At 60.8% G+C, this 19,349-nt stretch carries 14 protein-coding genes; 10 read left to right on the top strand and 4 right to left on the bottom strand.

Translation table 11 applies throughout. The annotated features are described in order from the left end of the window. Positions 1-34 precede the first annotated feature (34 nt). The 5 genes from B9Z40_RS14235 (at position 35) to B9Z40_RS14215 (ending at position 3,974) form a co-directional block, all read left to right on the top strand. Positions 35-1,063: a TRAP transporter substrate-binding protein gene (locus tag B9Z40_RS14235; RefSeq protein ID WP_100174021.1), complete on the top strand. Its 1,029-nt coding sequence runs from the start codon at positions 35-37 to the stop codon at positions 1,061-1,063. A 124-nt stretch (positions 1,064-1,187) separates the two neighbouring features. After that, positions 1,188-1,676 carry a TRAP transporter small permease gene (locus tag B9Z40_RS14230; RefSeq protein WP_100174020.1) on the top strand — a complete coding sequence of 163 codons (489 nt, stop codon included), beginning with the start codon at positions 1,188-1,190 and terminating at the stop codon, positions 1,674-1,676. After that, the gene (locus tag B9Z40_RS14225; protein WP_100174019.1) at positions 1,673-2,989 is read left to right on the top strand and encodes a TRAP transporter large permease; all 1,317 of its coding nucleotides are present in this window, start codon (positions 1,673-1,675) and stop codon (positions 2,987-2,989) included. Before B9Z40_RS14230 ends, B9Z40_RS14225 begins: the two co-directional genes overlap by 4 nt. 117 nt (positions 2,990-3,106) lie before the next feature. Continuing rightward, entirely contained in the window at positions 3,107-3,655 is a 549-nt protein-coding gene (locus B9Z40_RS14220) for an NUDIX hydrolase (RefSeq protein ID WP_100174018.1), read from the top strand. An 85-nt stretch (positions 3,656-3,740) separates the two neighbouring features. Continuing rightward, positions 3,741-3,974: a hypothetical protein gene (locus B9Z40_RS14215; protein WP_100174017.1), complete on the top strand. Its 234-nt coding sequence runs from the start codon at positions 3,741-3,743 to the stop codon at positions 3,972-3,974. Positions 3,975-4,064: 90 nt separating this feature from the next. Here the strand turns inward: B9Z40_RS14215 and B9Z40_RS14210 are convergent, their stop codons facing one another. Continuing rightward, positions 4,065-5,723 carry an acyl-CoA synthetase gene (locus tag B9Z40_RS14210; protein ID WP_100174016.1) on the bottom strand — a complete coding sequence of 553 codons (1,659 nt, stop codon included), beginning with the start codon at positions 5,721-5,723 and terminating at the stop codon, positions 4,065-4,067. 129 nt (positions 5,724-5,852) lie between these two features. Between B9Z40_RS14210 and dnaG the strand changes: the two genes are divergently transcribed. Beyond that, positions 5,853-7,937, top strand: a complete 2,085-nt coding sequence (dnaG, locus tag B9Z40_RS14205; protein WP_100174015.1) for a DNA primase — start codon at positions 5,853-5,855, stop codon at positions 7,935-7,937. Between the two features lie 77 nt (positions 7,938-8,014). Here dnaG and cysE read toward each other — a convergent pair whose 3' ends face one another. After that, positions 8,015-8,782, bottom strand: a complete 768-nt coding sequence (gene cysE / locus B9Z40_RS14200) for a serine O-acetyltransferase (RefSeq protein WP_100174014.1) — start codon at positions 8,780-8,782, stop codon at positions 8,015-8,017. Positions 8,783-8,793: 11 nt separating this feature from the next. Further along, positions 8,794-9,537: an RNA methyltransferase gene (locus tag B9Z40_RS14195; RefSeq protein ID WP_100174102.1), complete on the bottom strand. Its 744-nt coding sequence runs from the start codon at positions 9,535-9,537 to the stop codon at positions 8,794-8,796. Between the two features lie 149 nt (positions 9,538-9,686). Between B9Z40_RS14195 and B9Z40_RS14190 the strand changes: the two genes are divergently transcribed. The 3 genes from B9Z40_RS14190 to B9Z40_RS14180 are packed head-to-tail and all read left to right on the top strand — an operon-like array spanning position 9,687 to position 14,115. After that, positions 9,687-10,637, top strand: a complete 951-nt coding sequence (locus tag B9Z40_RS14190; protein ID WP_100174013.1) for an inositol monophosphatase family protein — start codon at positions 9,687-9,689, stop codon at positions 10,635-10,637. 3 nt (positions 10,638-10,640) lie between these two features. Further along, a complete protein-coding gene (gene mutS / locus B9Z40_RS14185) occupies positions 10,641-13,277 on the top strand; it encodes a DNA mismatch repair protein MutS (protein ID WP_100174012.1) in 2,637 nt (878 codons plus the stop codon). A 10-nt stretch (positions 13,278-13,287) separates the two neighbouring features. Then, positions 13,288-14,115, top strand: coding sequence for a proteasome-type protease (locus B9Z40_RS14180; protein WP_100174011.1), 828 nt, complete (start codon positions 13,288-13,290; stop codon positions 14,113-14,115). A 56-nt stretch (positions 14,116-14,171) separates the two neighbouring features. On the opposite strand, the gene B9Z40_RS14175 is transcribed toward B9Z40_RS14180, so the two are convergent. Then, entirely contained in the window at positions 14,172-17,567 is a 3,396-nt protein-coding gene (locus tag B9Z40_RS14175; RefSeq protein WP_100174010.1) for a DUF2126 domain-containing protein, read from the bottom strand. A gap of 305 nt (positions 17,568-17,872) precedes the next feature. Between B9Z40_RS14175 and B9Z40_RS14170 the strand changes: the two genes are divergently transcribed. Continuing rightward, positions 17,873-19,342, top strand: a complete 1,470-nt coding sequence (locus B9Z40_RS14170) for a circularly permuted type 2 ATP-grasp protein (protein ID WP_100174009.1) — start codon at positions 17,873-17,875, stop codon at positions 19,340-19,342. The last annotated feature ends 7 nt before the right edge of the window (positions 19,343-19,349 follow it).

Here is a 19,349-nt window from a genome sequence, read left to right as displayed (position 1 = left end):
TTACATCTGAGACAACATTGAAGGAACTCAAGGTATGACATTTTTGAAACAAACCGCGCTGGCCGTATGCTTGTTGGCATCCGGCTTGGCTGCTCAGGCCCAAACCATCACCTTGAAAGTGCACCACTTTCTGGGCCCACAGTCCATCCAGCACACCACCATGCTGGGCGACTGGTGCAAGAACATTGCACGCGATTCCAAAGACCGTTTGAAGTGCGACATTTTCCCCGCCATGCAATTGGGCGGCACACCCGTGCAGCTGTATGAACAAACCCGTGACGGCGTGGTCGACGTCGCTTGGACTTTGCAAGCCTACACCCCCAAGCTGGCCAAACTCGAAGTGTTCGAGTTGCCCTTCATGATGACCAACGCCGAAGCCACCAGCCGCGCCGCTTGGGACTACGGTCAAAAATTTGCCCAGGACGACTTCAAAGACGTCAAAATGCTGGCCATCCATGTGCACGGCCCAGGCAACATTTACAGCAAGTCCAAGGCCGTGACCTCCATGGCCGACCTCAGGGGCATGAAAGTGCGCGCCCCCACACGCCAAGTCAACAAGATGGTCGCGATGATGGGTGCCACACCTGTGGCCATGCCTGTGCCTCAAGTGCCTGAAGCTTTGTCCAAAGGCGTGATCGATGGCGCGGTGATCCCTTACGAAGTCGCACCTGGCCTGAAAGTCAACGAGTTGACCAACTTCACAGCCGAAACCGACCGCAGCTACAACGCGCTTTACACCACCGTGTTTGTGCTGCCGATGAACAAGGCCAAATACGAAAGCTTGCCTGCCGACTTGAAAGCCGTGATCGACAAAAACTCGGGCCGCGAACTCTCCGCGTTCATGGGCAAGACACAAGCGGGTCAAGACGTGCCCAGCAAAAAAGTGTTTGAAGCTTCTGCGAACCAAAAGATCAGCGTGATTCCCACAGCGGAATTGGAAAAGTGGAAAAAAGCCACCGATTCTTTGGACGACGCTTGGGTGGCAGAGATGACCGGCAAAGGCATGGACGGCAAAGCCATGCTCCAGTCGGCCACCGACCTGATCAAGCAATACACCAAGTAATCTGCTTTCAGCGCAGCCAAAGAGCAGGGCTTGCCCTGCTCTTTTTTCGACTCCAAGCGGCCTGACAAGGCGACTTGACGGTCAAGTTTTCAGTATTTAAATTTCCCGCTCTGTGGATCTCAACATGATGTTTTCGAACCCTCTGGAGCGGATCGCCCGACTCTGCAGCGTATTGGGAGGGCTGGTCATGACCGCCCTGATGCTGATGACCTGTTACAGCTTGATCGGGCGTAACTTTTTCGACACAGCCCTGATTGGCGACTTTGAGCTCACGGGCGTGGGTGCAGGTGCGGCGATCGCTTTGTTCATGCCCTTGTGCCAGTTCAAACGCGAAAACATCATCGTGGACTTCTTCACCGCCAAATGCAGTGAGACCACCAACTTCAGGCTCGACCGCTTGGGTGACCTGTTCATGACCGTGATTTTTTTCTTGCTGGCGTGGCGCTGCGGTGCTGCGGCCATCAATGCCAAAGAAACCATGGGTGCTTCCATGTTGCTGGGCTTTCCTGACTGGATCGTCTTCACCTGCATGTGCATCCCTTTCGGAATCACCGCCCTCATTGCGGCCATGCAAACCCTCTCGTCCATGGATCACCAGAAGGCTTCGACATGACCCCCATCCAGTTGGCTTTGCTCATTTTCGGCATCATGCTGCTGCTCATGGTCGTGCGCGTGCCGATCGCGGGCGCCATGTTCCTGGCCGGTGCTGTGGGCTTCATTTTGCAGTCTGGCGTCTCGCCTTTCCTGAATTTCCTGAACAACCTGGCCTTTGCCCGATTGGCCAACTACGACCTGTCGGTGATCCCGCTGTTCATTTTGATGGGCAATTTCGCCACCCAGGGCGGCATCAGCAAAGCGCTGTTCCAGTTTGCTGCGGCGGTCATGGGCCGCTTCAAAGGCGGTTTGGCCATGGGTGCTGTGCTGGCCTGCGGCGCGTTTGGTGCCATTTGTGGCTCGTCAGTGGCCACGGCGGCCACCATCACGGGGGTGGCTTTGCCGGAGATGAAACGCCACGGCTACTCAGGCCGCCTGTCCACCGGCACACTGGCCGCTGGCGGCACGCTGGGCATCTTGATCCCACCCTCGGTGCCTTTGGTGATCTACGCCATCTTGACCGAACAAAACATCGCCAAGCTGTTTGCTGCGGCCATGATGCCCGGCATCATCGCCATGGTCGGTTACATGATCGCCATCGCCATTTACGTTCGCCTAGTTCCTGGCCAAGCCCCTGACCAGGAAGAGCGCGAAAGGCTGACGTTGGAGTCGCTCAAAGGCATTTTGCCCATTGCCAGCATCTTTGTGATCGTGTTTGGCGGCATTTATGCGGGCTTTTTCACCCCCACAGAAGGGGCGGCCGTCGGCGCTGCGTCCACCTTTGTCGCGGCATTGCTCAAGCGTGAATTGAGTTGGGAAAAGTTCCTGAACTGCTTCCACGCCACCGCATTGAGCAGCGCCATGATTTTCATGATCTTCATGGGTGCAGACGTCATGAATGCCTCGCTGGCCCGCACGCAAGTGCCAGGGCAGTTGGCTGAACTGGTCGTCTCGATGAACCTGGCCCCACTGATGGTGGTCTCAGGCATCTTGCTGCTTTACGTGGTGCTGGGTGCGGTCATGGACGAGTTGTCCATGCTGCTGCTAACCATTCCCATCTTCTTCCCCATCATCATGAAGCTCGACTTCGGCATGACGCCTGAGTACACCGCCATCTGGTTCGGCATCATGGTGTTGATGACCGTGGGCTTTGGCATGCTGGCACCGCCCGTGGGCCTGAACGTGTATGTGGTCAACGGCATGGCCAAAGACGTGCCCCTGAGCGAAAGCTACAAAGGCATCATGCCTTTCCTGATCAGCGACACCATCCGCACTTTGTTGTTGTTGTTCTTCCCGGGCATTTCGCTGTTCCTGATCCCGTACCTGACCTGATCGGGCGGCACCTGCAAAGACCTCCTGGGCTTACCCCCTGGAGGTTTTTTTATGGTCAACTGGTTAGACTTGATGCGACACCGATTTTTCGTCCACTTCAGACTTTGAGCCTTCTCCATGATGTTTGACCGCACCATTCGACACTGCCGGCAATGCGGCGCACCCGTTGCCCGCCGATTGCCCGACGATGGCGACACCAAAGAACGGGCCATCTGCACCGTGTGCCACACCGTGCACTATGAAAACCCGCTCAATGTGGTGGGCACAGTACCCGTTTGGGGCGATCAGGTGTTGCTGTGCAAACGCAACATCGAGCCACGCAAAGGCAAATGGACACTGCCCGCTGGCTTCATGGAATTGGGCGAATCCACCTCTGAAGGTGCCGCACGCGAAACCACCGAAGAAGCTGGCGCCCAATTCGTCATGGAAGACCTGTTCACCGTCATGAGCGTACCGCGCGTGGGCCAGGTGCACCTGTATTACCGCGCCCGCCTGACCAGCGATGTGTTCGACCCAGGACACGAAACCATGGAAGCCCGTTTGTTCCATGAAGCAGACATCCCATGGGATGAGTTGGCGTTCAGAACTGTCAAGGAAACGCTGGAACACTACTTCGCCGATCGCCGCGCAGGGCGCTTTGGCACCCACGCCTTTGACATCGCTTAAAAAGAGCGCGCTCAGATTAAAAAAACGTTACAGACCTTTCATAATCGAAGGTGTTGTTTTTCTCAGTTTTTTTAAAAGGTTGAACATGATCAAGTCCATCTCCGCTCTGCTGACCAGTCTGCTGGCCGCCGCCGCCATGGCCCAAACGGCCGCCCCTGCACCTGCAGCACCTGCAGCACCTGCCGTGGCAGCAACACCAGCTGTTGCGCCAGCACCTGCGCCAGCAGCGGCTCCCAAGGCTGAAGCACCCGCCAAGAAAAAAGCAGCAGCCAAGTCCAGCAAGAAAAACAAAAAATCTAAAAAGAGCAAAGCCAAGTAAAACGAAGCACGTTTTCTTGCAAAGGCCACCTTCGGGTGGCCTTTGTTTTGGTCTTACACCGAGACTGAGGTGCGGTGTACGGCCAGACGTTCAAACGTCAATCGCCGCAGCCGACCCCGCCTGCTTGCGCAACTCAAACTTCTGAATCTTGCCGGTGCTGGTCTTGGGCAACTCGCCAAACACCACCGCACGCGGCACCTTGAAGCCCGCCAGGTGTTGCTTGCAGTGCGCCACGATCTGCTCGGCCGTGACCTGCGCGTCGGCTTTCAGCTCCACAAAGGCACAAGGCGTCTCTCCCCAACGTGCATCGGGCTTGGCCACCACGGCAGCGGCCAGCACAGCGGGGTGGCGGTACAGCACGTCCTCCACCTCGATCGATGAGATGTTTTCTCCGCCCGAGATGATGATGTCCTTGCTGCGGTCCTTGATCTTGATGTAACCGTCGGGGTACTGCACCGCCAAATCGCCGCTGTGGAACCAACCGCCCGCAAAGGCCTCTTGCGTGGCCTTGGGATTTTTCAAGTAACCCTTCATGGTGATGTTGCCCTTGAACATGATCTCGCCCATGGTCTCGCCGTCTTGCGGCACGGGCTGCAGGGTCTCGGGGTCCAGCACACGCACATCGCGCTGCAGGTGGTAACGCACGCCCTGACGGGCATTCAGCCGGGCGCGATCGCCAATGTCCAGCGCATCCCACTCGGGGTGCTTGGGGCAGACCGTGGCCGGGCCATAGACCTCGGTCAGACCGTACACATGGGTCAAATCAAAACCCATTTGCTCCATGCCTTCGATCATCGAGGCCGGGGGCGCTGCCCCCGCCACCATGGCCTTGATGCCTGCAGGCACGCCCGCCTTCATGGCGGCCGGGGCGTTGACCAGCAGGCCGTGCACGATGGGCGCGCCGCAGTAATGCGTCACACCATGGATACGCATGGCGTCGAACATGGCCTGTGCGTCCACCTTGCGTAAACACACGTTCACGCCCGCACGCGCCGCCACCGTCCAAGGGAAGCACCAGCCATTGCAATGGAACATGGGCAGCGTCCACAAATACGCCGCGTGCTTGGGCATGTCCCATTCCAGAATGTTCGAGATCGCATTCGTCGCCGCGCCCCGGTGGTGGTAGACCACGCCTTTGGGGTTGCCGGTAGTGCCGCTGGTGTAATTCAGCGCAATCGCATCCCACTCGTTGGCGGGCAGGCTCCAGGCATAGTTGCCGTCTCCGCGGGCCACAAAGGCTTCATAAGTGACAGCCCCCAGCTTTTCGGTGGGGCCGGTGTAGAGCACGTCTTCCACATCGATCACCAGCAAGGGCCGCTTGGACTGGCGCATCGCCAGCGCTTTTTTCATCACGCCCGAAAACTCCGGGTCCACGATCACGGCCTTGGCCTCTCCGTGGTCCAGCATGAAGGCCACCGTCTCTGGGTCCAAGCGGGTGTTCAGGGCGTTGAGCACGGCGCCCGCCATGGGGATGCCGAAGTGCGCCTCCACCATGGGCGGCGTGTTGGGCAGCATCACGGCCACCGTGTCGTTCTTGCCGATGCCCGCTTGCGCCAGCGCACTGGCCAGTTGGCGGGTGCGTCGGTAGGTGGTGGCCCAGTCCTGTCGCAAGTCACCATGCACGATGGCCAGGCGGGTCGGGTACACCTCGGCCGTGCGCTCGATGAAGCTGAGCGGCGAGATGGGGGCATGGTTGGCGGGGGTCTGGGGCAAATCTTGGTCAAAGATGCTGACTTGGGTATCGGTCATGGAGAGGTCCTGTTGCGGCTGACGGGTCAGATGTTGAACAGTTTGCCTGACCTGGGGCTGAAAGCCATGCTGGTTTGCCCCGAAATCCGTACGAAATGAAGCGCCCTAATCGGCGAAAATAACCCCCTTATGGCCATCCCTCAGTCTTTCATCCAAGAGTTGCTGTCCCGTGTCGACGTGGTCGACATCGTGGGCAAGTACGTACAGCTCAAGAAAGGCGGCGCCAATTTCATGGGCCTTTGCCCTTTCCATGGCGAAAAATCGCCCAGCTTCAGTGTCAGCCCCACCAAGCAGTTTTTCCACTGCTTTGGCTGCGGCAAAAACGGCAATGCCATCGGCTTTTTGATGGAACACGCGGGCATGACCTTCATCGAAGCGGTGAAGGACCTGGCCCAACAAACCGGCATGCAGGTGCCCGAAGAGCAGCAATCACCCGAAGACCGTGCCAAAGCCGCCGCAGCCAAAGCCAAGCAAGACAGCCTGAGCGACGTGCTGGAAAAAGCGGGCGAGGCCTACCGTGACCAGCTCAAGATCACCCCGCATGCCATCGACTACCTCAAAGGCCGTGGCCTGTCCGGGCAAATCGCCAAACGCTTTGGTCTGGGTTACGCACCCGAAGGCTGGCGCTCACTGGCGAGCATCTTCCCCAAATACGACGACCCGCTCTTGGCCGAGTCGGGCTTGGTGATCGTCAACGAAGAAGACGATAAGCGCTACGACCGTTTTCGGGACCGCATCATGTTCCCCATCCGCAACATCAAGGGCGAGTGCATCGGCTTTGGTGGGCGGGTGATTGGCAGCGGCACACCCAAATACCTCAACTCGCCCGAAACCCCGGTGTTCCACAAAGGCCGCGAGCTGTATGGCCTGTACGAAGCGCGTGAGGCCCTGCACAGCGCCGGCTATGTGCTGGTCACCGAAGGCTACATGGACGTGGTGGCCTTAGCCCAGCTGGGCTTTGCCAACGCGGTGGCCACGCTGGGCACCGCCTGCACACCCGACCATGTGCAAAAGCTGTTTCGCTTCACCGACGCGGTGGTGTTCAGCTTTGACGGTGACGCTGCAGGCCGCCGCGCTGCCCGCAAGGCGCTCGACGGTGCCCTGCCCTACGCCACCGATGTGCGCAGCATCAAGTTTTTGTTTTTGCCCGCCGAGCACGACCCTGACAGCTATGTGCGCGAATTCGGCCAAGACGCCTTTGCCGAGCAGATCAAGCAAGCCATGCCGCTGTCGCGCTTTTTGATCGACGCGGCCAGTGTCGACTGCGACCTGCAAACGGCCGAAGGCCGCGCACGCCTGTCCAGCCAAGCTCGCCCCTTGTGGCAACTGCTGCCCGACGGCGCACTCAAGCAGCAATTGCTGTCGGAGCTGGCGCAACTCATTCAGCTGGAAACCGCAGGCCTTGAAAAACTCTGGGGCCAGCAAGCGGCCAGTGAGCAGCGCTTTGCGCCTCGCAGCCAGGTGCCATCTTCGGCCCCGACCATGCAGTCGGCCAACGCCGCCTTCCATCAAGCCAGCGCGGGCGCTGACGAACACCACACGTTCGAGCCGCACTACGGCGAGCCCCCCGCCTGGTCAGGCGAAAGCAGTTATGGCGGCGGCGCTTACAACAACACAGGTGGCCAAGGCGCTGGCAACAACTGGCAGCGCAAAAACCCAAACTGGACACCCAACAGCAAGTTTGGCAACGGCAAATACAAACGCGACCCAGCGCCCGTCTACACCGGACCCCGCACTGTGCCCGCCAGCCGGGCCGACCACGCGGCGCGCCTGCTGCTGAGCAATATGGCACTGTGGGAAACGCTGGCCGGTGAAGACCACGCCATGCTGTGCGCACTGTCCGCACCGCACGGCAACCTGTTTGCATGGCTGGAATCTGTATTCCACGAGCAAGGGGCTTTGGGTTGGTCTGCACTGCAAGCCGAGATGCAAGGACAAGCCTTTGCTGAAGACGCGGTGCGCTGGATGGCTCAAGAAAACCTGGGCGTCACGCCTGGCAGCGAAGAGGCCACCCCACCCGACCCGCGAGAAGCACGGCAAGAACTGAGGCAACTGCTTCATCTGCTGATGATCGACCGTCTCAAGCAGCTCGAAACCGAAGCCCTGGTCCAAGCCAGTACGGGTCAGGACCCTGAGGCCCAACAACGCTGGCGCAGTTTGCATGAACGGCGCAAAGCGCTCATGGCAACTGCGGCTACGACCAGCGAATCCTGAGGCCTGCTGGCTGCGGTATTGGGCCTGCGAAGGCCTCATCGCGACGAGGGCGTCGCTCCCACAGTAAAGACCCGTGGCTACTTGTCCAGCAAGCGGTTGAGCTTTTCAGCCTCAAAGCTTTCACTCTTGGCCGCATCGCCCGGCATGGGCATTTGTTGTTGGGCACACAACTGCTCCAGCGCTTTCCAGATCATGGCGATCTGGTGTTCTTGGCCTGCTGCGTTGTCAATCAGTCCGCGCAGCGCTTGGCTCACCGGGTCATCGTCTTGGGTGATGCCATAGGCGCTGAACTTGCGCTCCGTGCCTGACACATCGGCGCTCTCACCCGATTTGGACGGGATGATGCGCGCCGGAATACCCACCGCCGTGGCCCCGGCGGGCACGGGCTTGATGACCACCGCGTTGCTGCCGATCTTGGCACCGTCACCGACTTCAAAGCCGCCCAACACCTTGGCCCCGGCGCTCACCACCACGTCTTTGCCCAGCGTGGGATGGCGCTTGGCACCTTTGTAGAGCGAGGTGCCGCCCAAAGTCACGCCTTGGTAAATCGTGCAGCCGTCGCCAATTTCGGCCGTTTCGCCCACCACCACGCCCATGGCATGGTCAAAAAACACGCGCTCGCCGATCTTGGCACCGGGGTGAATTTCAATGCCGGTCAAGCCACGCGAGATATGCGAAATAAAGCGCCCCAGCCACTTGAAACCGTGGTTCCAGCACCAATGCGCCCTGCGGTGCAGCACCAAAGCATGCAGACCCGGGTAACAGGTGAGCACCTCCCAGGACGTGCGGGCCGCAGGGTCCCGGTCAAGGATGCACTGGATGTCGGAGCGAAGGCGAGAAAACATAGGCTTTGAGTCTATCGCTTGACTGGGCTTTTGGATTCAGCGCTTTGAATCATGGCCTTGGCCACCCCGCGCAGTATGTGGATTTCCTCCGGGCTCAGGTCAGCTCGGTTGAACAGTTGGTTCAAGCGCGGCATGAGTTTTTTGGGCGCGTCCGGGTCCAAAAAGCCAATGTCGGTCAGCGCCTGTTCCCAATGCCCCAGCATGCCGGACACTTGCTGGGCATCGGCTTTGTCAGCGGGCGGCACAGCGTCCTGCACCGGAAAACCGCCCAAAGCCACACGCCAGTCATAGGCCAACACCTGAATGGCCGAGCCCAAATTGAGTGAACCAAACTGCGGATTGGTCGGGATCGACAGCGCCACATGGCAGCGGTAAACATCTTCGTTTTTCATGCCAAAACGCTCGCAGCCAAACAAAAAGGCCACGCTCTGCTCGGGCGCACCGGGTTTTGTCAGCTCGGCAAAGTGCTCGCGAGGCGAACGGGTGGGGGGGCCGAAGTCACGCGGCGTCATGGCCGTGGCGCACAAATGGGTCACGCCTTCCAAGGCCTCGTCCAGCGTATCGACCACCCGCGCCTTGGCCAACACGTCGTTGGCCCCGCTGGCGCGCTGGATGGTTTCTTCTTTGCGCAGCACATTGGGCCAGCGCGGTGCCACCAACACCAACTCGTCAAAGCCCATGACTTTCAGAGCGCGGGCGGCAGCACCCACGTTGCCCGCATGGCTGGTTTCTATCAAGATGAATCGCGTTTTCATGCCCCGATTGTCCATGCTGGGATGGCACTCAGACGACAGGCGCATCTTGGACATGACGCCAAAATGACGAATACACCCTGTTTTCATGAGAAAATGCACCCTTCGCCGCCGCGATCGTGCGTGGGCCAGACCAGTTCTTCACACAATTTATGTCGTCCAATCTCCACCCCATGCTCAACGTGGCCATCAAGGCTGCGCGCGCCGCTGGCGCCATCATCAACCGTGCGGCGCTCGACGTTGAAGCGGTTCGCATCTCGCAAAAGCAGGTCAACGACTTCGTCACCGAAGTTGACCACGCGAGTGAAAAAATCATCATTGAGACCTTGCTGACCGCCTACCCTGACCACGGCATCTTGGCCGAAGAGTCCGGCCGCGAATTCGGCAACCCCCTCGCTGACCACATCTGGATCATCGACCCATTGGACGGCACGACCAACTTCATCCACGGCTTCCCTGTTTATTGCGTGAGCATTGCCCTGCAAGTGCGCGGCAAGATCGAACAAGCCGTCATTTACGACCCCACCCGCAACGACCTGTTCACCGCCACCAAAGGCCGTGGCGCGTTCATGAACGACCGCCGCCTGCGCGTAAGCAAGCGCATCCGCATGGAAGAGTGCATCATTTCCACGGGCTTCCCTTTCCGCAAGGGCGACAACTTCAACCAGTACCTGCGCATGATGGGCGACGTGATGCAACGCACCGCTGGCCTGCGCCGCCCGGGCGCTGCAGCTTTGGATCTGGCTTATGTGGCCGCAGGTTTCACCGATGGTTTCTTTGAAACCGGCCTCTCGCCTTGGGACGTCGCTGCGGGCTCGCTGCTGGTCACCGAAGCCGGTGGCCTGATCGGCAACTTCACGGGCGAGTCGGACTTCTTGGAACAAAAAGAGTGCCTGGCGGGTGCCCCCCGCATTTACGGCCAGTTGGTCACGATCTTGGGCAAGTACAGCAAGTTCGCCAGCGCTGGCGACAAAGCCAATGTTCGCAGCGCTGTGGACACCCTGAGCCGCGAACGCACCTCAGACAACCACGACCTTGAAGCCGATGGCCAAGAGGATGCTGCGCCTCAGGACGGCGGCGAAACCAAAGACGCACCTTTTTAAGCCATGTCTGCGCTCGACTTGAGTGCCCACACCCCCATGATGGCCCAGTACCTGGGCATCAAGGCGGAATTCCCTGACACGCTGGTGTTCTACCGCATGGGCGACTTTTACGAGTTGTTCTTTGCCGACGCCGAAAAAGCCGCTGGCCTGCTGGACATCACTTTGACGCGCCGAGGCCAGTCGGCCGGGCAACCCGTGATGATGGCGGGCGTGCCTTTTCATTCGATGGAAACGTATCTGGCCCGCTTGATCAAGCTGGGCGAGTCGGTGGCCATTTGTGAACAAGTGGGCGATGTGGCCACGTCCAAAGGCCCAGTCGAGCGCAAAGTCGTGCGCGTGGTCACTCCCGGCACCCTGACCGACACCGCTTTGCTGTCCGACAAAAGCGAAGCCATCTTGCTGGCCGTGCACCAAGCCGCAAAAAACCGCTGCGGCTTAGCGTGGTTGAGCGTCACACAAGGCGTGGTGAACCTGGCCGAATGCGCGCAAAGCGACTTGGCCGACTGGATCGACCGCATCAGCCCCAGCGAGCTGCTGGCCAGCGCGGGCATCACGCCCACCTTTGAGCAAAAACTGCGCGGCCTCAAAACCGCAGGCCGAGGCAGCTGGTCATTCGCTCTGCGTCCTGATTTTCAGTTTGACGCGGGCCTGGGCCAGCGCAAGCTGCTGGAGCAACTGCAAGCCGCCTCGCTCGCTGCCTGGAGCGCCGACGCCCTGAGCGACGCGCACGCCGCAGCCGCTGCGCTGCTCACTTACGCCGAACACACCCAAGGCCGCAGCCTGCCGCATGTGCAGCGGGTGCAGGTGCAGCGCTCGGATGCGCTGATTGACTTGCCCGCCAGCACACGTCGCAACCTGGAGCTGACACAAACCCTGCGCGGCGAAAGCGCATCGGATTCACCCACGCTCTTTGCCCTGCTCGACACCTGCATGACCGGCATGGGCAGCCGCCTGCTCAAAAGCTGGCTGCTCAGCCCGCCGCGTGACCGCCAAGTGGCACAACAACGCCTGCAAGCCCAAGCCGTGTTGCGCGGTGACAGTGGATCGGGCGCCTGGAGCAGCCTGCGCGAACAACTCAAAGGCGCGAGCGACGTGGAACGCATCACCGCACGCACCGCGCTGCGCCAGGTGCGCCCGCGCGAGCTGGTGGCGCTGCGCCATGCGCTGGCGCGTGCGGCCTCGCTGTCGACCCAATTGCAGGCCCTGAACCCCGAGCCCGGCACCTTGCTGGCGGGCATGGCCCGCTGGCTCACACCGCCGACTCATTGCGCAGAGCTGCTGCACATGGCCCTGCTCGAAGAGCCCGCTGCCCTGGTGCGCGACGGCGGCATCATCGCCGACGGCCTGGACGCCGAGCTGGACGAGCTGCGCGGTATCCAGACCAACTGCGATGCGTTTTTGCTCGACCTGGAAACCCGCGAAAAAGAGCGCACCGGCATTGCCAACCTGCGCGTGCAGTTCAACAAGGTGCACGGTTTTTACATCGAGGTCACACAAGGGCAACTCGACAAAGTGCCTGATGACTACCGCCGCCGACAGACCCTGAAAAACGCCGAGCGCTTCATCACGCCCGAGCTCAAAACCTTTGAAGACAAAGCCCTGTCGGCGCAAGAACGCGCCTTGGCCCGCGAAAAGTGGCTTTACGAAGGCCTGCTCGACCAATTGCAGGCCTTTGTGCCCGCGCTCACCGAATTGGCGCAGGCCATGGCCAGCCTGGACGTGCTGTGCGCACTGACCGAGCGCTCGCTCACCTTGAACTGGTGCGCCCCCGAGTTCACCAAAGAGCCCTGCATCGAAATCCGCCAAGGCCGTCACCCGGTGGTAGAAGCACGCTTGGCCGAGCTGTCGGGTGCCAGCTTCATCGCTAACGACACAGTGCTGGGTTCGCGCCAGCGTTTGCAGATCATCACCGGCCCCAACATGGGCGGTAAATCGACCTACATGCGCCAAGTGGCCCTGATCGTGCTTTTGGCCAGCATCGGCAGCCATGTGCCCGCCAGCCGCTGCCGCCTGGGGCCCATCGACGCCATCCACACCCGGATCGGTGCGGCCGACGACCTGGCCAACGCCCAATCGACCTTCATGCTGGAGATGACCGAAGCCGCGCAAATCTTGCACAGCGCCACGCCGCACAGCCTGGTGCTGATGGACGAGATCGGACGTGGCACCTCCACCTTTGACGGCCTGGCTCTCGCCAGCGGCATCGCCACCCACCTGCACAACAAAACACAAGCCTTTGCGCTGTTTGCCACGCACTACTTCGAGCTGACCGAATTCCCGGCCACGCACACGGCGGCGGTGAACATGCATGTGAGCGCGGCCGAATCGGGCGCGTCCATCGTGTTTTTGCACGAGCTGCAACCCGGCCCCGCCAGTAAGAGCTATGGCGTGCAGGTGGCGCGGTTGGCGGGCATGCCTGCCACTGTCCTCAACCACGCCCGGCACGCGCTCAGCGCACTAGAAGCCGGGGCTACAGAAAGCCGCCAGCAGGTGGACTTGTTTGCCGCCCCGCCCGAATCCGAAGCCACGGGCCCCAGCCCCATCGAAGTGGCACTGGCCCAAATCAACCCCGACGCGCTCAGCCCCCGCGAAGCGCTCGACGCCCTCTATGCCCTGCAGCGCTTGCTGCCCAAAAGTTAAAGAGCACCACATGACTTACTGCGTTGCCGTCAAAACCCGCGCCGGGCTGGTGTTTTTGTCCGACTCCCGCACCAACGCGGGCCTGGACCAGATCAGCACCTTCCGCAAAATGATCGTCTATGAAAAAGCGGGCGACCGCTTCATGACCTTGCTGTCGGCGGGCAACCTGAGCATTTCGCAATCGGTGCGCGAAGTGCTGCAGATTGAAAAACTGGTCGAACCTGGCCAAGACGAGCCCCTGACCATCTGGAACGCCAAAAGCATGTTCGACGCCACCCGCGTGTTGGGCGCGGCCGTGCGCCGCGTCTACGAGCGCGATGCCGCTGCCCTGCGAGCCTCGGGTGTGGAGTTCAACGTCTCCATGATTTTTGGTGGCCAAATCGGCCAAGAAGGCATGCGCCTGTTCCAGGTCTATTCGCCCGGTAACTTCATCGAAGCCACCGACGAAACGCCCTACTTCCAGATTGGCGAATCCAAATACGGCAAGCCCGTGCTCGACCGCGTCATCACCCCCAACACGCCCTTGGACGAAGCGGCCAAATGCGCTTTGGTGTCCATGGACTCGACACTCAAGTCCAATCTGTCGGTGGGTCTGCCGCTGGACATGGTGGTCTACCAAGCGGGCAGCTTGCAGACCGACCGCATCATGTGCATCGACGAGCACAACCCCTACTTTCAGATGTTGCGTTCCAGCTGGGGCGACAAGCTGCGCCAGATGTTCGACAGCATCGAAGACCCCATGTGGCACGGCGGCGCAACCCAAGTCCCCCTCATGGTGCCGCCCACACGCAACGCCCTGCTCAAAAAAATCACCACGCCTGAAGAGAAACTGATTTGAATCAGCGCTGATTTTTCTGGCGCAATTCCCTGCTCTTCACTGCTGACAGGGCACCGTCAAACCCGTCTCAAATCCAGGGTGTACGGGAACTCTGGGCTGGCGTGCAATTGGGCATTGGGCTTCAGGGACGGCAACTGATTCATCGCCCCAGGTGTGTGCCCCATGCGGAAGAAGCGTGCCAATCGGCGGCTTTCAGCCTCGTAAGCGTTGACGGGGAAGGTGTCGTAGCTGCGGCCACCGGGGTGAACGACGTGGTACTGGCAGCCGCCCAGCGAGCGTTTCATCCAGGTGTCCACCAGGTCCACCGTGAGCGGCGCGTGCACGCCGATGCTCGGGTGCAGCGACGAAGGCGGGTTCCAGGCTTTGTAGCGCACGCTGGCCACGAACTCGCCCACCACGCCTGTGGGCTGTAGGGGCAGGGGCTTGCCGTTCACCGTCACCGTGTGGCGCGAGGGGTTCATGCCGGTCACATGTACCTCGATGCGCTCCAGCGACGAGTCCACATAACGGGCGGTTCCGCCTGCGCCGCTTTCTTCGCCCATGACGTGCCAGGGCTCCAGTGCATTGCGCAGGGTGACCACCGCGCCATCGACCCGGATTTGCCCCACCAGCGGGAAGCGGAACTCGAAATGCGGCGCGAACCAGCTCGGATCAAAGTGAAAGCCCGCATCGCCCAATTCGGTCAGCACGTCGTCAAAGTCCTTGTGTATCCAGTGCGGCAGCATGAAGCGGTCGTGCAGCTCGGTGCCCCAACGCGTCACGGGGGCTGAATACGGTTCGTCCCAGAAGCGGGCCACCAGCGCACGCAGCAGCAATTGCTGCACGATGCTCATGCGCTCGTGCGGCGGCATCTCGAAAGCGCGCAACTCCAGAAGGCCCAGACGCCCGGTGCTGCTGTCGGGTGAATACATCTTGTCGATGCAAAACTCGCTGCGGTGGGTGTTTCCGGTCACGTCCACCAGGATGTTGCGCAGGGTGCGGTCGACCACCCAGGGGGCCATGTCGGTGCCGTATTTTTTGCGGTTGTTCACGATCTCGCGCAGCGCGATTTCCAGCTCATAGACCTGGTCATTGCGCGCTTCGTCCACGCGCGGGGCCTGGCTGGTCGGGCCAATGAACATGCCGCTGAACAAATAACTCAGGCTCGGGTGGTTGTGCCAGTACAGCACCAGACTGGCCAGCAGTTCGGGGCGGCGCAAGAAGGGGCTGTCGGCGGGCGTGGCCCCGCCCATCACCATGTGGTTGCCGCCGCCGGTGCCGGTGTGGCGGCCGTCGGTCATGAACTTTTCGGCAGACAGGCGCGTCTCGAAAGCGGCCTTGTACAAAAACTCGGTGTGCTCGACCAACTCTTTCCAGTTGTGGGCCGGGTGGATGTTGACCTCGATCACGCCGGGGTCGGGTGTGACTTGCAACACTTTGAGGCGCGGGTCGCGTGGCGGCGGGTAGCCTTCCATGACGATCTTCATGCCGAGCTTCAGCGCTGTGGCTTCGACGGCGCTCACCAGCGCCAAGTAATCTTCGAGGCGCGCCAGGGGCGGCATGAAGACGTAAATCACGCCGGAATTCTCACCTTTGGCCAGGGCATCGGCTTCGGCTTTGGGGCCGTTGGCGCGGCGCGGATCACGCACTTCCACGCACAGGGCTGTGCGCACCACCGAGGCGTCAGACTCGAACTTGGCTGCGGGCACTGCTTGAACCGGCAAGGCTGCAGTGGGTTTGTGGCGTGGCTGCATCGTCACCGGAGCGGTGGGCAAGGCGTTTCGGGGAGAAAACGGGTCTTGCTCGATCATGTGCCAACGGTCGGTAGGGGCAGCCCATGGCAGCGAGTCGAGGGGCAAGCGCCAGCCCATGGGTGAGTCGCCGGGCATGAGGTACATGCGCTCGTCGCGCACAAACCAGCGGCCGGTTTGCCATTGCGGGCCCGTCAGCTCAGGAGAGGCGACTTCGACAGGCTGAATGGGCAGCACATAACCCACCGCCTGGTCCAAGCCCTGGCTGAAGATGCGGCGCAAGCGGTTGCGCTCCATCTCGTCGTCCAACCGCGCATCAAACGGGTCCACGTTCACAGGCAGACGGCGTTCACGCCACAGGTAGTACCAGGTGTCTTCGTAGCCGGGCAGCACGGTGTCTGCGCTCAAGCCCAGTTGCGCCGTGAGCCCTTGCATGAAGCGCTTAGCGTCGGCGCTGGTGTAGTGGCTGGGTTCGCGTTCGTCGGCAAACACCTCGGGGTTTTGCCAGCAGGGCGTGCCATCGGCACGCCAGTAAATGCTCAGTGCCCAGCGCGGCAGTTGCTCGCCCGGGTACCACTTGCCTTGGCCAAAGTGCAAAAACCCGCCTTGGCCGTATTGCTGGCGCAGTTTGTGCACCAACTCGGTGGCCAGGCCCCGCTTGGTCGGCCCCAGGGCATCGGTGTTCCATTCGGCCCCGTCGCGGTCTTGGGTGGACACAAAAGTCGGCTCGCCGCCCATGGTCAAGCGCACGTCTTGCGCCACCAGTTGCGCGTCCACCTGATCGCCCAAAGCCAGCACATCGGTCCATTGGTCTTCGCTGTAGGGCTTGGTCACGCGGGGCGACTCGTGGATGCGCGTCACGCTCATCTCGTGGTGGAACTCGACCTCGGCTTCGTCCATCAAGCCTTCGATCGGTGCTGCGGCAGACGGCTGAGGTGTGCAGGCCAGCGGAATGTGGCCTTCACCCGCCAGCAAGCCAGACGTTGGGTCCAGCCCCACCCAACCTGCGCCGGGCAAATACACCTCGCACCAGGCGTGCAGGTCGGTGAAGTCGACTTCGGTGCCGCTGGGGCCATCGAGCGATTTCACGTCGGGGGCCAGCTGGATCAGGTAGCCCGAGACAAAACGGGCGGCGATGTTCATGTGGCGGAACAACTGCACCAAGAGCCAGGCCGTGTCGCGGCATGAACCGCTTTTCAGGGTCAGGGTTTCTTCGGCCGTTTGCACACCGGGCTCCATGCGGATGGTGTAACGGATGTCTTGGTGCAAGCGCTGGTTGATCTGCACCAAAAAGTCGATGGTGCGCTGGCGCTTGCGGTCCATGCTGGCCAGGTATTTTTTGAAGAGCGGCGTCTTGTGGTCTTTGTCGAGGTAAGACTGCAGCTCTTCCCGCACGGTGTCGGCGTATTTGAAGGGCACCTCTTCGGCTGAGGGCTCCAGAAAGAAGTCAAAGGGGTTGAACACGGCCATCTCGGTGACCACGTCCACCGTGACTTTGAAGGCGTTGGTTTTTTTCGGAAAGACCAAGCGCGCCTGGTAGTTGGCAAAAGCGTCTTGCTGCCAGTTGATGAAATGCTCTGCGGGCTCGACCTTGAGGCTGTAGCTCAAGATACGGCTGCGGCTGTGCGGCGCAGGGCGCAGGCGAATCACCTGGGGGCCGAGCTGCACGGGGCGGTCGTATTCGTAATGGGTAACGTGGTGCAGGGCAACGTGTATCGACATATCTCGTTCAGCGCAACAGGGGCTGCACACATGACAGATGCAGCTTGGGCAGTGACAACTAGCAAGACACGCGCCAGTAGCAGCTGCCCGAACTCGGCTGTCGCACGCGTTTGGGCGCACTGCTTTGGTGCTGATGATGTTTTGGCACCGTTAGAGTGCACGACCTGTCCGCATGAGGTGTTCGCAAGCTGCATTCCAGAGCGGTTGGTCGCCGAACTGACTTGGCAACACCTCAAACGACCTGGATTCGGCTCCAGGTGCTTGGGTATATATCTTGCTAACCTTTAAAACAGGAGTGAAGAGCCATGCACCAATTCGACGAGATGTACAGCCGCCTGCCCGCTGCCGGCGAAGTGGGAAAAGAAGGGGAAGTGGGTGAGGTCAGGAATCATTACTTGGCCTATGCCCGCTGGTTGCAAACCCAGAACCCACAGACCATGGCGGCAAGGCGCGAAGAAGCTGAAGTGATCTTTCGCCGTGTGGGCATCACCTTTGCGGTCTACGGCGACAAAGACGAAGATGGCTCCGGCACCGAGCGATTGATCCCGTTTGACCTGATCCCGCGCATCATCGCCGCCCAAGAGTGGAAAAGCATGGAAGCGGGTCTGGTGCAGCGCGTCACCGCGCTCAACCGCTTCATCCACGACGTTTACCACGACCAAGACATCCTCAAGGCGGGCATCATTCCCCGCGAGCAGATCGAAGGCAATGCCCAGTTCCGCCCCGAGATGGTGGGGGTGGATGTGCCCAACCAAATTTATTCGCACATCAGCGGCATCGACATCGTGCGCGCCCCCGACAGCGCGGGCAACGGCGAGTACTACGTGCTCGAAGACAACCTGCGCGTGCCCAGCGGTGTGAGCTACATGCTCGAAGACCGCAAGATGATGATGCGGCTCTTTCCAGACCTCTTCAGCCAGCACCGCGTAGCCCCGGTGGCGCATTACCCCGACTTGCTGCTCGAGACACTGCGTGCCAGCAGCCCCGCCACAACCGCCGAGCCCACGGTGGTGGTGCTCACGCCCGGCATGTACAACAGCGCCTACTTCGAGCACGCCTTTTTGGCGCAGCAGATGGGTGTGGAGCTGGTCGAAGGGCAAGACCTGTTCGTCAAAGACAAGTTCGTTTACATGCGCACCACCCGCGGCCCCAAGCGGGTGGACGTGATCTACCGCCGGGTGGACGACGACTTTTTGGACCCCAATGTGTTCCGCCCCACCTCGACGCTGGGCTGCGCGGGCCTGATGGAGGCCTACAAGGCGGGCCATGTGGCGATCTGCAACGCGGTGGGCACAGGCGTGGCCGACGACAAGTCGATCTATCCCTATGTGCCCGACATGATCAAGTTTTACCTGGGTGAGGAGCCGATTCTCAAAAACGTGCCGACTTTTCAGTGCCGCAAGCCCGACGATTTGCAGTACACCCTGGCCAACCTGAAAGACCTGGTGGTCAAGGAAGTGCACGGCGCAGGCGGCTACGGCATGCTGGTCGGCCCGGCCTCGACCAAAGAAGAAATCGAGAGCTTTCGCGGCGCACTGCTGGCCAACCCCGAGGGCTACATCGCGCAGCCCACGCTCAGCTTGTCCACTTGCCCCACCTATGTGGACAGCGGCATCGCACCACGCCACATCGACCTGCGCCCCTTTGTGTTGTCGGGCCGCACGGTGCAGATGGTGCCCGGAGGCCTGACCCGCGTGGCACTCAAGGAAGGCTCTTTGGTGGTGAATTCGTCGCAGGGCGGTGGCACCAAAGACACCTGGATATTGCAGGACTGAAAAGGGG

Origin of the sequence: Limnohabitans sp. 15K (genome assembly GCF_002778285.1) — a bacterium.
GTDB lineage: Bacteria > Pseudomonadota > Gammaproteobacteria > Burkholderiales > Burkholderiaceae_C > Limnohabitans_A.
The sequence above is the reverse complement of the archived record's forward strand: the minus strand, read 5'-3'. Positions and strand labels throughout refer to the sequence as shown.